The sequence below is a fragment of the Streptomyces sp. NPDC004542 genome, from assembly GCF_040610035.1.
GTDB lineage: Bacteria > Actinomycetota > Actinomycetes > Streptomycetales > Streptomycetaceae > Streptomyces.
Genome location: NZ_JBEXLP010000009.1, coordinates 110,731 through 124,742, shown reverse-complemented (window position 1 = coordinate 124,742; position 14,012 = coordinate 110,731). Strand labels below are relative to the sequence as shown.

At 73.0% G+C, this 14,012-nt stretch carries 11 protein-coding genes and 1 pseudogene; 4 read left to right on the top strand and 8 right to left on the bottom strand.

What is annotated here, in order from left to right; all coding sequences use genetic code 11:
- The first annotated feature begins 80 nt into the window (after positions 1-80).
- Positions 81-959 carry a helix-turn-helix transcriptional regulator gene (locus tag ABZX30_RS08450; RefSeq protein WP_355930445.1) on the top strand — a complete coding sequence of 293 codons (879 nt, stop codon included), beginning with the start codon at positions 81-83 and terminating at the stop codon, positions 957-959.
- Between the two features lie 42 nt (positions 960-1,001).
- On the opposite strand, the gene dnaK is transcribed toward ABZX30_RS08450, so the two are convergent.
- From dnaK to ABZX30_RS08430, 4 genes are all read right to left on the bottom strand, one after another.
- The gene (gene dnaK, locus ABZX30_RS08445; RefSeq protein WP_355930443.1) at positions 1,002-2,867 is read right to left on the bottom strand and encodes a molecular chaperone DnaK; all 1,866 of its coding nucleotides are present in this window, start codon (positions 2,865-2,867) and stop codon (positions 1,002-1,004) included.
- Positions 2,868-3,020: 153 nt separating this feature from the next.
- Positions 3,021-3,446 (bottom strand): OsmC family protein, encoded by a 426-nt coding sequence (locus ABZX30_RS08440; protein ID WP_355930441.1) that lies wholly within the window; start codon positions 3,444-3,446, stop codon positions 3,021-3,023.
- 144 nt (positions 3,447-3,590) lie between these two features.
- Positions 3,591-5,681, bottom strand: a complete 2,091-nt coding sequence (locus ABZX30_RS08435) for a phage holin family protein (protein WP_355930439.1) — start codon at positions 5,679-5,681, stop codon at positions 3,591-3,593.
- A 134-nt stretch (positions 5,682-5,815) separates the two neighbouring features.
- A complete protein-coding gene (locus ABZX30_RS08430) occupies positions 5,816-6,247 on the bottom strand; it encodes a hypothetical protein (protein ID WP_355930436.1) in 432 nt (143 codons plus the stop codon).
- 83 nt (positions 6,248-6,330) lie between these two features.
- Between ABZX30_RS08430 and ABZX30_RS08425 the strand changes: the two genes are divergently transcribed.
- Positions 6,331-7,104, top strand: coding sequence for an MBL fold metallo-hydrolase (locus ABZX30_RS08425; RefSeq protein WP_355930434.1), 774 nt, complete (start codon positions 6,331-6,333; stop codon positions 7,102-7,104).
- Positions 7,101-7,769 carry a VTT domain-containing protein gene (locus ABZX30_RS08420; RefSeq protein ID WP_355930432.1) on the top strand — a complete coding sequence of 223 codons (669 nt, stop codon included), beginning with the start codon at positions 7,101-7,103 and terminating at the stop codon, positions 7,767-7,769. Before ABZX30_RS08425 ends, ABZX30_RS08420 begins: the two co-directional genes overlap by 4 nt.
- On the opposite strand, the gene ABZX30_RS08415 is transcribed toward ABZX30_RS08420, so the two are convergent.
- From ABZX30_RS08415 to ABZX30_RS08405, 3 genes are all read right to left on the bottom strand, one after another.
- Positions 7,743-8,867, bottom strand: coding sequence for an MBL fold metallo-hydrolase (locus ABZX30_RS08415; protein WP_355930430.1), 1,125 nt, complete (start codon positions 8,865-8,867; stop codon positions 7,743-7,745). The genes ABZX30_RS08420 and ABZX30_RS08415 overlap by 27 nt on opposite strands.
- On the bottom strand, positions 8,864-10,207 hold the full coding sequence (locus tag ABZX30_RS08410) for an aminotransferase class I/II-fold pyridoxal phosphate-dependent enzyme (RefSeq protein ID WP_355930427.1): 1,344 nt from the start codon (positions 10,205-10,207) through the stop codon (positions 8,864-8,866). Before ABZX30_RS08410 ends, ABZX30_RS08415 begins: the two co-directional genes overlap by 4 nt.
- 978 nt (positions 10,208-11,185) lie before the next feature.
- Positions 11,186-11,350 carry a hypothetical protein gene (locus tag ABZX30_RS08405; protein WP_355930511.1) on the bottom strand — a complete coding sequence of 55 codons (165 nt, stop codon included), beginning with the start codon at positions 11,348-11,350 and terminating at the stop codon, positions 11,186-11,188.
- Between the two features lie 257 nt (positions 11,351-11,607).
- Between ABZX30_RS08405 and ABZX30_RS08400 the strand changes: the two genes are divergently transcribed.
- Positions 11,608-13,416, top strand: coding sequence for a thiamine pyrophosphate-requiring protein (locus tag ABZX30_RS08400; RefSeq protein WP_355930424.1), 1,809 nt, complete (start codon positions 11,608-11,610; stop codon positions 13,414-13,416).
- 68 nt (positions 13,417-13,484) lie between these two features.
- Here ABZX30_RS08400 and ABZX30_RS08395 read toward each other — a convergent pair.
- A pseudogene (locus tag ABZX30_RS08395) lies at positions 13,485-13,796 on the bottom strand (esterase); the annotation flags it as partial.
- Between the last annotated feature and the right edge of the window lie 216 nt (positions 13,797-14,012).

The following is a 14,012-nucleotide window of genomic DNA, read 5'->3' as shown; positions in this document are numbered from 1 at the left end:
TTTCGGCGTCGGCCAGGTGTGCGAACCCGCGTGGCGTGGCACACTGCTCGCGTACTTGGGCGCGTAGGGGAGGGCGTTGCGTGAGTGAGCGGCGGGCTGCGCCCACCGTCGGGCAGGTCGTGCTCGGCAAGAGACTGCAGGAGCTGCGTGAGGCGGCCGGGCTGGGGCGTGACGAGGCGGCGCGGGTGTTGCGGGTGGCGTCGGCGACCGTGCGGCGGATGGAGATGGCCGAGGTCGCGCTGAAGATCCCGTATGTGCAGGTGCTGCTCTCGACGTACGGTGTGCCCGAGGAGGAGGCCGCCGCGTTCGTGACGCTGGCCGAGGAGGCCAACCAGCCGGGCTGGTGGCAGCGGTTCCACGATGTGCTGCCGGACTGGTTCAGCATGTACGTGAGCCTGGAGGGCGCCGCCCGGGTCATCCGCTCCTACGAGCCGCACTTCGTGCCGGGTCTGCTGCAAACGGAGGAGTACGCGCGGGCGGTGATGGAGGCGGGCACGGTCGGCCAGACCGGGCCGGAGACGATCGAGCGCCATGTCTCGCTGCGCATGGCCCGTCAGGGACTGCTGGAGCGGGAGGATCCGCCGCACCTGTGGGTGATCATGGACGAGACGGTGCTGCGGCGGCCGGTGAGCGTGCGTGCCGGGGTGATGTGCGACCAGATGGACAAGCTGCTGGAGTACGCCGAGCGCGACCGGGTCACGGTCCAGGTCGCCGAGTTCGCGAACGGGCCGCACCCGGGGACGTGCGCGCCGTTCTCGCTGTTCCGTTTCGCCGAACCCGAACTGCCGGACATGGTCTACACCGAGTACCTGACCGGCGCCCTGTACCTGGACTCCCGTGAGGAGGTCTCCGCGCACCTGGAGGTCCTCGACCACATGACGGCGCGCGCCGCGTCGGCGCAGCGCACCCGGAAGATCTTGCGGGAGTGGCGTGCGCTGTACTCGTCCGGCAAACCCTGAGGGCCGCGGTCCCTGCCCGGGCAGCGCTTGAGGTCGGTACACCTAGGCGGCGCCGCCCTTGGTGTTCTTGTCGTCGTCGACGATCTCGGCGTCCACCACGCCCTCGTCGTCGTGCGGTGGGGTGTGCTGCTGCCCGCCGGTGTCCGCGGGGGTCTGCTGGGCCTGGGCGTACATGGCCTGCCCCATCTTCTGGCTGACGGTGGCGAGTTTCTCGACGCCGGTGCGCAGGGCGTTCGTTTCGGCGTTCTGTTCCAGCAGGGTCTTGACCTCGGCGCAGGCGGCCTCGACCTCGGGCTTCGTGTCGGCCGGGATCTTGTCGCCGTTGTCGCGCAGGAACTTCTCCGTCTGGTAGACGAGTTGTTCGGCCTGGTTGCGGGTCTCGGCGGCCTCGCGGCGTTTGCGGTCCTCCTCGGCGTACTGTTCGGCCTCCCGCATCATGCGGTCGATGTCGTCCTTGGGGAGGGCCGAGCCTCCGGTGACGGTCATCTTCTGTTCGCGGCCGGTGGCGAGGTCCTTGGCGGAGACGTGCATGATCCCGTTGGCGTCGATGTCGAAGGCGACCTCGATCTGGGGGACGCCGCGCGGGGCGGGTGGCAGGCCGGTGAGGTCGAAGACGCCGAGCTTCTTGTTGTAGGCGGCGATCTCGCGTTCACCCTGGTAGACCTGGATGCCGACCGAGGGCTGGTTGTCGGCGGCGGTGGTGAAGATCTCCGAACGCCGGGTGGGGATCGTGGTGTTGCGTTCGATCAGTTTGGTCATGATGCCGCCCTTGGTCTCGATGCCCAGGGACAGCGGGGTGACGTCGAGGAGGAGGACGTCCTTGACGTCGCCGCGGATGACGCCGGCCTGCAGGGCGGCGCCGACGGCGACCACCTCGTCGGGGTTGACGCCTTTGTGCGGGTCCTTGCCGGTGAGTTCCTTCACCAGGTCGGTGACGGCGGGCATGCGGGTGGAGCCGCCGACGAGGATGACGTGGTCGATCGCGGAGAGCTGGACGCCGGCGTCCCTGACCGCCTGGTGGAAGGGGGTCTTGCAGCGGTCGAGCAGGTCCGCGGTCAGTTCCTGGAACTGGGCTCGGGTCAGTTTCTCCTCGAGGTGCAGCGGGCCCTCGGCGGAGGCGGTGATGTACGGCAGGTTGATGCTGGTCTCGGAGGACGACGAGAGTTCGATCTTGGCTTTCTCGGCAGCCTCGCGCAGTCGCTGCACGGCCATCTTGTCGGCGGCGAGGTCGATGCCGTACTGACCCTTGAAGCGCCCCGCGAGGTGTTCGACGATCCGCTGGTCCCAGTCGTCGCCGCCGAGGTGGGTGTCGCCGTTGGTGGCCTTGACCTCGATGACGCCTTCGCCGATGTCGAGGAGGGAGACGTCGAAGGTGCCGCCGCCGAGGTCGAAGACCAGGACCGTCTGCTCCTCGCCCCGGTCGAGGCCGTAGGCGAGGGCGGCGGCGGTCGGCTCGTTGATGATCCTGAGGACCTTCAGGCCGGCGATCTCGCCGGCCTCCTTGGTGGCCTGCCGCTGGGCGTCGTCGAAGTAGGCCGGTACGGTGATCACCGCGTCGGTGACGTCCTCGCCGAGGTAGGCCTCCGCGTCCCGCTTGAGTTTCTGCAGCACGCGCGCCGACAGTTCCTGGGCGCGGTAGCGGGTGCCGTCGACGGAGCCCTGCTCGGGGAAGCGCCAGTGCGCGTCGCCCATGTGCCGTTTCACCGAGCGGGCGGTGCGTTCGACGTTGGTGACGGCCTGCCGTTTGGCCACCTCGCCGACGAGTACGTCGCCGTTCTTGGCGAAGGCGACGACCGAGGGTGTGGTCCGTGCGCCCTCGGCGTTGGCGACGACGGTGGGCTCACCGCCTTCCAGGACGGCCACCACCGAGTTCGTGGTCCCGAGATCGATTCCCACCGCGCGTGCCATCGGTCGTCCCCTTCCGCCAAGGCGCAGGCGCCTCCCGCCTTTCCAGCACAGGACCCGGGCGGGCCGTTGTCAATGCCGGGTACCCCGGGGGCGCCGCTCGAAGCGGTGCCGCGCCCCGGTCGGAAGGGCGCGGCACGGGTCCGGGCGGGCAGGTCAGGCGAGCTTCGCCGACAGGGTGATGGTGGTGCCGGCGAGGGCCTGGCTGACCGGGCAGTTCTTCTTGGCGTCCTCGGCCGCGGCGACGAACGCGTCGTTGTCGAGGCCGGGGACGGTGCCCTCGACGGTGAGGTGGATGCCGGTGATTCCCTCGCCCGGCTGGAAGGTGACGTCGGCGGAGGTGACGAGCTTGGTGGGCGGGGTGCCGGCGCCGGTCAGGCCGTGCGAGAGCGCCATGGAGAAGCAGCTGGAGTGGGCGGCGGCGATCAGTTCCTCGGGGCTGGTCTTGCCGTTCGCCTGCTCGGCGCGTGACGGCCACGACACCGGCTGCTGGCCGATGCCGGAGGAGTCGAAGGTGACGACGCCGTTGCCCTCGAGCAGGTTGCCTTCCCAGACGGTGTGTGCGGTGCGCGTGGTTGCCACGGTGTGTCCTTTCGCGTGTGATCCCGTGTCCGGGGCACGGTTGGCCGGGCTTTCGCCGCCCGGTTCCGTCGCTCCCATCCGATCACATTCCGGCCTGCCGTACCCGCAGGATGAGGTTCACTGCGGGTGAACGGCGAGCGGCGCTCAGGCGGCCCTCCTGTCCCGCTCCGGTGCGGGCGCGGTGTCCGTGACCGGTACCTGGGGTCCGTTGGACTCGCGCAGCCAGCGGCGCAGCACGCGGTGCACCTGCTCGGCGCCGGTGATCTCCCGCCCGTCGTCGTCGGGCGGGGACAGGGTGAGCGGGGACAGCAGGAAGGGGCGGGCCTGGGCGCCGCCGAGGCCGCCGTGGGAGCCGATCTGCTCCTCGAAGGCGAGGACTTCGCCGTCGGCGGGGTCGTGGGAGGAGTTCACCATGATGTCGGCGGTGTGCGGGAAGGAGTGGGTGCGGCGGACGGCGTCGGCGGCGCCGGGACCGAAGACGGCCAGCGGGCCGGGTTCGTCGTCGAGCCGGTCGAGGGGGATCTCGGCGCCGTGCGCGCCGAGCACCACGCCGTCGTGTTCGGCGCTGCGGACCAGCAGGAAGCCGACGCCGGGGTGGTTGGCGAGGGTGGCGAGCAGGGCGGGGTGGCGGGCGTCGATCTCCTCCTTGGTCATGCGGTGGGGGACGTCCGGGAAGGAGATCAGGCCGAGGTTGCCGGAGGCGAGCACGATCGGCTCCGAGCGGCGGGCGGGGCGGTTGCGTTCGCCGCGGGGCTCGGCCGGGCGGCGCAGGGCGGCGCGGACGGCGGCGCGGGCCTCGGCGCCGCTGTGCGTGCGTTCGGCGGTGCGCGGGACGGGCAGTCCGCAGCCGGCGCGGACGAGGTCGGCGAGGGTGAGGCCGTAGCGGGCGCGGAAGGTCTCGCCAGGGCTCTGTCCGTGGTCGGACAGGACGACGATCCGGTAGGGGCGGGGGGCGTGTTCGGCGACGTTCTCGATCAGGGCGAGGGAACGGTCGAGCCGGGCCAGGACCTTCTCCGCGTCCCGGCTGTGCGGGCCGGAGTGGTGGGCGACCTCGTCGTAGGCGACCAGGTCGGCGTAGACGGCGGTGCGGCCGGCGAGCATGTCACCCATGACGGCGGTGACGACGACGTCCCGTTCGACGACGGTGGCGAAGGCGCGGACGAACGGGTAGAGGCCGCCGCGGGCCACGCGCGGGCGTTGCCTGCGCATCCGGGCGCGGGTGGACTGGCCGATCTCGCGGGCGACCTCGGCGGTGAAGGACAGGGCGGTGCGGACGGCGTTGGCGGGATCGGAGAAGTAGGCGAAGTATCCGGCCCGCGAGCGGTTCTCACGGCCGCGGCGGCGGGTGGCGATGGACAGGACGAGGGCCTGTTCGTCGGCGCCGCCGCCGAACAGGTTGCCGCGGCTGGCACCGTCGGCGGTGAGCAGTCCGCCGTCGCCGGTGTGCGAGGTCGCGCGGCGCTGGAGTTCGGCGGCACTCGTCGGTCGATTGCATACCATCACCTCGCCCCGGTCCTTCTCGTACCAGCGGAAGGCGGGGACGTCGAAGCTGCTGCCGTGCAGGATGCCGAGCTGGCTGGCGCCGGTCTGGCTGGACCAGTCGGTGCGCCAGGGGGTCAGCCGGTGGGTGGGCCGCGTGCCGTCGCCCGCGGCGAGCCAGCGGCCGACGGTGGGCATGAGTCCCTTGGCGACGGCGTGGGTGAGTACGTCGTGGCCGACGCCGTCGAGCTGAACGAAGACGGTGCCGGGGCCGGCCGGGCAGGGCGGGCGGGCTCTTCGGCGGCGGTCGGCGAGCCGGTAGAGCCTGCGCCGGTAGGCGTCGTCGTCACGGACGGTGAGGGCGGCACCGGTCGCCGAGGCGACGGCGGACATCACGGCGGCGACGATGACGGCGGTCTCGGGCGCGGCCTCGCTGTCGCCGGAGGGGTTGATCCGCAGGGCGAGCAGCAGCAGCGAGCCGTTGAGGAAGAACACCAGCAGGCCGAGGACGAGGGCGGGCACGAGCAGCAGCAGCCGTACGAGGAGGGGCCAGACGACGGCCGACAGGACGCCGAAGGCGCCGGCGCCGAGGGCGGCGGTGACGGCGATGCGGGTCGCGCTGTCACCGTCGGCGGACTGCAGCTGGAAGTCGGGCAGGAGACCGGCGAGAACGAGCATGGTGACGGTGCTGACCGCCCACACCACGATGCTCCGCCCGATCTGACCGGCGATCCGCCGCCACCGCCCGCCCCGCACGCCCCGCACCCCTTCGACGACCCCGGCCCGCGGCCGCCGCGGGCGTGTTCGGTCCCCCACCCTGTCATACGGGCCGGGCGGCCGTCCGGCCCTCCGCGCCCCGGCCCCCGCGCCCCGGCCCCCGAAGCGGGCGCCTAACGGCCGTCGTAACCGGCGGTGGGCATCGACAGCCTGCGGTGCACGCGTGCCTTCATCTGGGCGTCGTAGCGGGGTTCGGCCCGTCCGACGGTCTCCACGCGCACGCCGCGCCGGGCGCACTCGGCGGCGAACTCCTCGACGGAGGACAGCGCGGACTCCAGTACGCGGCGGCTGGGGGCGACGAACAGGTCGAGTCCGGGACGGACGCCGTCCCAGAGCGCCGCGTGGTCATGACGCAGCCGTCGTACGAGGAGTTCGCGGGCGACGACATAGCCGTGCTCGGCGGCCCAGCGGGCGCACATCGCGTGCTGGCTGCGGGAGTCCACGAGGAAGGGGTCGATCTCCAGCTCCTCCAGGGGAGTCAGGCTGGCGATCGCGGTGACCCGTACCAGCCCGGCCCTGTTGAAGGCACCCCGTACCTGTCCCATGGCGTCCCCCTCACCTCCGGGTTTTCCCGCCGACCCTACTCCTGCCCGTAGGCTTCGGGGAGTCGCGCGAAGGAGGCAAAGAGGTGCCGGTGGAGATCACCTGGTGGGGTCACGCCACCTGCACGGTCGAGGATTCGGACACCCGTGTGCTCACCGATCCCCTGTTCGCGCGCCGGCTCGCTCATCTGCGGCGGCGCCGGGGTGCGCTGCCGCCGCCGGAGGCTTTGCAGGCGGACGTGGTGCTGGTGTCGCATCTGCACGCCGACCATCTGCACCTGCCCTCGCTGGCGCGGCTGGCCCCGGGCACGCGCCTGCTCGTGCCCCGGGGTGCGCCCCGTGCGGTACCGGGGCTGCGCCGACTCGGCGGGCTGCGGGTCACCGAGGTGGTGCCCGGGGACCGGGTGGAGGTGGGCCCGCTGGTGGTGCGGGCGGTGTCCGCGCGGCACGACGGGCGGCGGCTGCCGGTGGGTCCGCACCGCTCCCCCGCGCTCGGGTATGTCGTGGAGGGCGAGGCGCGGACGTACTTCGCCGGGGACACGGGCCTGTTCGAGTCGATGGCCGAGGAGGTCGGGCCGGTGGACGGGGCGCTGCTGCCGGTGGGCGGCTGGGGGCCGTACCTCGGTGAGGGGCACCTGGACGCGGAGCGGGCGGCGCGCGCGCTGGGCGGGCTGGCGCCGCGGGTCGCGGTGCCGGTGCACTACGGGACGTACTGGCCGATCGGCATGGACGCGGTGCGCCCGCACGAGTTCCACGCGCCGGGTGACGAGTTCGTGCGGCTGGCCGCCGCGTACGCGCCGGAGGTGGCGGTGCACCGGCTCGGGCACGGGGAGAGCGTGCGCCTGGAGGTCGCCCGGTGATACGGCTCGCCGCCGTGGTGACGGTCCTGCCGACCGAGTCGACCCAGCAGGCCGTCGGGTACCCGTCGCTGTTCCTGCTGGTGCTGATCGGGGCGCTGCTGCCCGTGGTGCCGACGGGGGCGCTGGTGAGCTCCGCCGCGGTGGTGGCGTTCCATCAGACGGCGCCGTTCTCGCTGGCGCTGGTGTTCGTGACGGCGTCGCTGGCGGCGTTCCTCGGGGACGCGACGCTGTACTGGCTGGGGCGGCGCGGAATGAGGTCGAGGAACGGGTCACGGTGGCTGGCGGCGATCGGGGCGCGGGCACCGGAGGACCGGCTGGCGCAGGCGCAGGAGAAGCTCGCCGAGCACAATGTGGCGGTGCTGGTGCTGTCCCGGCTGGTGCCGGCGGGGCGGATACCGGTGATGCTGGCCTGTCTGATGGCCGAGTGGCCGCTCGTCAGGTTCGCGCGGGGCAATCTGCCCGCGTGCCTGGCGTGGGCTGCGACGTACCAGGTGATCGGGGTCCTCGGCGGTTCGCTGTTCCCGCGCCCCTGGGAGGGGGTGGTCGCGGCGGTCGCGCTGACCGTGCTGGTCAGCGCGGCACCGAGTGTGTGGCGCAGGGCCCGGCGAGGAGTCAGGGCGCAGCGGGCGCGGGCGGGATCAGAGGCCGGGGGGCAGGACGCGTGAGCCTCCCACCGGCAGGTCCCACAGGTCGTCCCGGTCCAGACCGGCCTTCTCCCAGGCGGCGCGCACCCGCGTGAGCGGTTCCAGGACCGGCTCCGCCGACAGCACGAACGTGCCCCAGTGCATGGGGGCCATGCGCCGCGCGCCCAGGTCCAGGGCGGCCTGCACCGCCTCCTCCGGATCGCAGTGGACGTCGCTGAGCCACCAGCGCGGGTCGTAGGCGCCGATGGGCAGCAGCGCGAGGTCTATGCCGGGGTAGCGGCGGCCGATGCGGGAGAACCAGTGGCCGTACCCGGTGTCGCCGGCGAAGTGGACGCGCTCTCCGTCGGGGGCGGTGAGGATCCAGCCGCCCCACAGGCTGTGGCAGGTGTCGGTGAGGGTGCGCTTGGACCAGTGGTGGGCGGGCACGAAGTCGAAGCGGACGCCGGCCAGTTCGGCCGCCTCCCACCAGTCCAGTTCGGTGATGGTGGTGAACTTGCGGCGCATGAACCAGCGGCCGAGGCCGGCGGGCACGAACACCGGGGTGTCGCGCGGGAGCCGGCGCAGGGTGGGGGCGTCCAGGTGGTCGTAGTGGTTGTGGCTGATGACGACCGCGTCGACGCGGGGCAGTTCCTCCCAGGGGACGCCCACGGGGGTGATGCGGGCGGGGGTGCCGAGGATGCGGCGGGACCAGACGGGGTCGGTCAGGACCGTCAGCCCGCCGATGGACACCACCCAACTGGCGTGGCCCGCCCAGGTGACGGCGACGGTACGGGCGTCCACGCGGGGCAGCGGACCGGGGGCGTGGGGCAGGAGGGGGATGTCGGCGAGCCCCTCCTTGCCGGGGCGTACGGCGCCTTCGCGGGCGAAGCGGGCGATGGCCTTGAGGCCGGGCAGCGGGGCGGTCAGCCGGTCGTGGAAGGTCCGCGGCCACACCCGGGTCTCTCCCAGGGGACGGGGTGCGGCGAGCGGTGGGTGCGGGGGCCCTAGGGGTGACGTGGCCCTCGGTCCACCGGCGTCCGTGGCGACAGAGGTGACGGTGACAGACGTGGCGGAGGTGACGGTTTCGGCGGAGGTGACGGTGGTGACGGTGGTGGTGGTCGACTCGGACTGCTGCGTCATCGAGGAGGCTCCCATCGCTGAGCGTCGTCGCGGAGATCGTCGAAGACCGACCTCAAGGAGATCAACGCGCGTTGCACGTGTGGCAGTTCCAACGGCACGGGTGACATGAGGCATTCCGTGCGTTCCTCGTCCGTGCCGCCGAGCAGCGGCCCGGTGGCGAGGCGCACGCGCAGCGCCGCCAGGTCGTCGCCGAAGCGGTGGCCGCCGGGCGCGGGCATGCCGAGCCGGTCGGTGAGGAAGTCCTCCAGTTCCTGCGCGTCGCCGACCCCTTGCGCGCCGAGCGCGGTGCGCAGCGGTTCGAGGTCGGCGTACAGGTGCCGGCCGGCCTGGGGCGGCCGGGCCAGGGCGCCCGCGGCGGTGACGGCGGCGTGCGCGGCGGCGGCCACGCGCGCGTGCAGCCGTACGGCGGCGGCGCGGCGTACGGTGACGGGCTCGGGTTCGTCCAGCGCGTACCCGGCGGCGGCCGTGACCGGCCCGGCGACGCTCGCGCCCAGCGCGGTGAGGACGTCGAGCACGCGCGCGTGGAGCCCCGCCCCGGCGTCCGAGGCGGGGAAGCGGGCGACGGCGGCGGGCCAGGCGGGCGGCAGCAGGGAACCGGCGAGGTCGGTGACGACGGTGACGTGGTCGGGCAGCATCTCGGCCGGGCCGATCAGCACGGTGCCGTGCGGGGCGTGCAGGGTGTCGCGCCAGGTCTCGTCGCTGACCAGGCGCAGTCCCGCACCGACGGCGGCCTCGAGGGTCTCGTGCAGCAGTTCGGGTGGTGCGACGGTGGCGGTCGGGTCGTCGGCTACGGAGAGCACGAGCAGCCGTGGGTCGCCGCCTTCGGCGCGGACGCGGCGTACGGTCTCCAGCAGCGCGTAGGGGTCGGGGACGCCGCCGGACTCGGCGGGGGTGGCGACGTGGAAGACGGGCCTGCCCAGCAGGCGCGCGTACGGTGCCCACCAGGCGGCGCAGGGCCGGGGCACCAGAACGTCGCCGCCCTGCGCGGCGGTCAGCGCGAGCAGCAGCGAGGGCGCGCCGGGGCCGGCCGCCACCTGGCCGGGCTGTGTGGGCAGGCCGCGCCGCGTCCAGTAGCCGCACGCCGCCTCCAGCAGCGCCGGGCCGCCACCGGCCGGCTGGCCCTCCGCGCGGCCCGCGGCGGCGGCGAGCACGGCGGACAGTTCGGGCAGGACGGGCAGTCCGTCGCCGGGCAGGGGCGGGCCGTAGCGCACCGGGCCGTGGCCTTCGGGACCGTGGCTTCGGGAGCCGTGGCCGTGGGTGCTGTCGGTGCCGGTGTTCCGGCCACCGGTACCGGGATCACAGCGGACGGGGCCGTCGCCCACCGGTTCCGTCCGCCGCATGTCCGCCTCCGCACAGTCCGTGTCGCCGTGTCCGGTCGTGTCCTGGCCCGGTGCCCCGTCCGTTACGGGCCATCACAGTGCCGTGACGCTCCGGGGACCTTCCCGTTCCACGGGTACCCAGCGGCACGCCCGCGCACCCGGTACACCGCGCCCGCGCCCGCCGCCGCGATCAGCACCGCGCCGGCCGCCAGCGCGGGCACGGACCCGTCGAAGGCGCCGCCCTCACCCGCGTGCGCCCCGTGCGGGACGGTGGGCGGGACGCAGGAAGGGTCATCGCGGGACCCCGCGCAGTCGGGGCCGCCGTCATCCCGTCCACCGGTGTCCTGCCGTCCGGTGTCCTGCCGTCCGCTGTCCTGTCCTCCGCTGTCCTGCCGTCCGCTGTCCTGTCCCCCGCTGTCCTGCCGTCCCGTGTCCTGACCGCCGGTGTCCCGGCCACCGGCGTTCTGCCCACCGGCGTTCTGCCCACCCGCGTCCTGCCCACCCGCGTCCTGCCCCCCGGCCTCCCGCGTACCGTCGTCCCGTTGGCCACTGTCTGCCCCGCCCCCGCAGGGCCTGCCGTCCGGAGCCGTGGCTTCGGGTCCGAGCGCGTCAGGCCCGACCGCGTCAGGTCCGACGGCTTCAGGTGCGACGGAACCGGGCCCAGGGGCGTCGGTACCACCCCCGGCGGTGTTGCCGGGGTCTGTTCGGCCGGTATCGCGTGGGGCGGCGGACCCGGTCGGCCGGACATCGGCACCGCTGACCGCGCCGCAGGATTCGGAGACGGGCTTCGCGTGCGCGCTCGGAGCGACGGCGAACGCGGCCGCGGCCAGGGCGGTGACGGACAGGGCGCGTGCGGTGCGGCGCATGGTACGGGCTCCTCACAACGACGGCTGCGACGGACGCGGCCTGCGCGCCCTCGCTTGCCATCACAGCCCGCCGTACCGCGCGCCGCGCGCGGCCGCAGCCCATTGGCGGGACACCCGGCGGCCTTCCGGGTGATCAGACGGTCCGGCGGGTTTCACCGCACGCCCGCGCCGTCCCGCCGTCCTGCGCCCCGTCCCTCATCACCTGTTCCCGCACCCGGTCGCAGCAGCGGCTGATCAGCCGGGAGACGTGCATCTGGGAGCTGCCCAGCTGCTGCTTGATCTCGCCGGTGACACACACCTCCGTGGGAGCGGCGACGCCACTTCCGGGACCGCATGTGGACCCTGCACGTGCCACGCCGGGTCCAGACGGGGCGAACGCCTGTCCGGTGGGGCGGGCGCCCGTCCGGCGGCGGTACGGCGTCCCCGTGGGCCACCGCCACCGGGGGCCACCCGGGGACCACGGAGGGGCTCGTACAGGTTTTCCGCATGCCCGTGGGGTGACTCGGAAAGTGCTGATCGGATCGTCCGCTTCCTCACCCCCTGGAGGTTGTCTCCATGAGCACCAAGGTCTCCGACCACATTCTCGCGCGGCTGCGCGAATGGGGTGTGGAGCAGGTCTTCGGTTATCCCGGCGACGGGATCAACGGCCTGCTCGCGGCCTGGGGACGGGCCGACGACCAGCCGCGGTTCATCCAGTCCCGGCACGAGGAGATGTCCGCCTTCCAGGCGGTCGGCTACGCCAAGTTCTCCGGCCGTCTCGGGGTGTGCGCGGCGACTTCGGGACCGGGCGCCATCCACCTCCTCAACGGGCTGTACGACGCCAAGCTGGACCATGTGCCGGTGCTGGCGATCGTCGGCCAGACGCACCGGACCGCGATGGGCGGCTCCTACCAGCAGGAGGTCGACCTGCACACGCTGTTCAAGGACGTCGCCTCCGAGTTCGTGGAGACGGTGACGGTCCCCGAGCAGTTGCCGAACGTGCTGGACCGGGCGATCCGCACCGCGTACGCCCGGCGCTGCCCGACGGCCGTCATCATCCCCGGTGACGTGCAGGAACTGGACTACTCGGCGCCCACCCACGAGTTCAAGATGGTGCCGTCCAGCCTGGGCATGAGCGAGTCGACCGCGACCCCGACGGACGACGCGCTGCGCAGGGCCGCGGAGGTCCTGAACGCCGGTGACAAGCCGGCCGTCCTGATCGGCCAGGGCGCCGCCGGAACGGTCGCGGAGGTGCAGCGGATCGCGGAGCTGCTCGGCGCGGGCGTCGCCAAGGCGCTGCTGGGCAAGGACGTGCTCAGCGACGAACTGCCGTACGTCACCGGTTCGATCGGCCTGCTGGGCACGCGCCCGTCGTACGAGCTGATGCGGGACTGCGACACGCTGCTGACCATCGGCTCCTCGTTCCCGTACACGCAGTTCATGCCGGAGTTCGGCAAGGCGCGGGCGGTGCAGATCGACATCGATCCGCACATGGTCGGGATGCGCTATCCGTACGAGGTGAACCTCGTGGGCGACGCGAAGGCGACCCTCCAGCGGCTGATCCCGCTGCTGGAGGCCGACCGCGGGGGCCGTCCCACGGACCGGGAGTGGTTCGACACCGTGACCGCGAACGTGCGGCGCTGGCACGAGACGATGGAGCGGCGGGCGCATCTGTCAGCCGATCCGATCAACCCGGAGTACGTGGCGCGGGCGCTGGACCCGCTGCTGCCGGAGAACTCGATCATCACCTCGGACTCCGGTTCGGTGGCCAACTGGTACGCGCGGCACATCACCATGCGGCCGGGCATGCGCGGTTCGCTGTCGGGGACCCTGGCGACGATGGGGGCCGGGGTGCCGTACGCGATCGGCGCGAAGTTCGCGCATCCGGACCGGCCGGTGTTCGCGCTGGTCGGTGATGGCGCGATGCAGATGAACGGGCTGGCGGAGGTGATCACCGCGGCGAAGTACCGGGACCGGTGGAGCGATCCGCGGCTGGTGTTCGCGGTGTGGAACAACCAGGACCTCAACCAGGTCACCTGGGAGATGCGCGCGATGGAGGGCTCCCCGTCCTTCCTGCCCTCGCAGCAGCTGCCGGACGTGCAGTACGCCGCGTTCGCGCGTTCCCTGGGGCTGACCGGGATCCGGGTGGAGAAGCCGGAGGACGTGGAGGCTGGCTGGCGCGCGGCGCTGGAGGCGGACGGACCCGCGGTGGTGGAGTTCCTCACGGATCCGGCGGTGCCGCCGATTCCGCCGCACGCCTCCTGGGAGCAGATGGAGGCGACGGCGGCGTCGATCCTCAAGGGGGACGCGGACCGCGGGTCGATGATCAAGCAGGGTTTCAAGGCGAAGGTGCAGGAGTTCCTGCCGGGCCACGACCGGCGTTAGCCGCGGCCCCGACGACACCGCCGCGGCCGCGCGAACAGCGGCCGCGGCGGTGTCGTCGGGGCCGCGTGTCAGGTCAGGCCCATGAACTGCGGGGCCAGGGGGACCATGCCGCTCTGGGGCAGCTGGTGGCCGACGCCGTCGACGCTGATCGCTTCGACCGGGGCGGTCGTGCCGCTGCCGCCGTACCGGGCGCGGGTCCAGGCCGACTTGGGGTGGTCGGTGAAGGCGGGTGTCTGGCTCACGCCGAGCACGTTGGTCCACTGCTTGATCTCTTCACCGAAGTCGACGTAGCTCAGCGTGTCCTGCGTGCCGTGCCACACCTGCATGCGCGGCCGTGGGCCGGTGTACCCCGGGTAGGCGGCGCGCACCAGGTCCCCCCACCACCATTCTTGGATGACAGTGAGCCCGGCACGGACGTCAACACCCCGCGCACCACCCGGGGCGGAGACCGGCCTGTGCCCTCGCTACCGGCCGGGGCGCACTCTTTCGCACCGTTCGGGAGCGGCCGTGCTTTCCGGCGCATTTTCTCCCCGTGGATCCCGTGTCGGCATCCGGTCCCCGGGTACGCGGTGCGGACCCCCGAAGATCTGGAGGGA

Bases quoted from the DNA above. Each gene is read 5' to 3' on its own strand.
- dnaK (WP_355930443.1), bottom strand. From the start codon at position 2,867: ATGGCACGCGCGGTGGGAATCGATCTCGGGACCACGAACTCGGTGGTG.
- ABZX30_RS08430 (WP_355930436.1), bottom strand. From the start codon at position 6,247: ATGGGACAGGTACGGGGTGCCTTCAACAGGGCCGGGCTGGTACGGGTC.
- ABZX30_RS08415 (WP_355930430.1), bottom strand. From the start codon at position 8,867: ATGACGCAGCAGTCCGAGTCGACCACCACCACCGTCACCACCGTCACC.
- ABZX30_RS08410 (WP_355930427.1), bottom strand. From the start codon at position 10,207: ATGCGGCGGACGGAACCGGTGGGCGACGGCCCCGTCCGCTGTGATCCC.
- ABZX30_RS08400 (WP_355930424.1), top strand. From the start codon at position 11,608: ATGAGCACCAAGGTCTCCGACCACATTCTCGCGCGGCTGCGCGAATGG.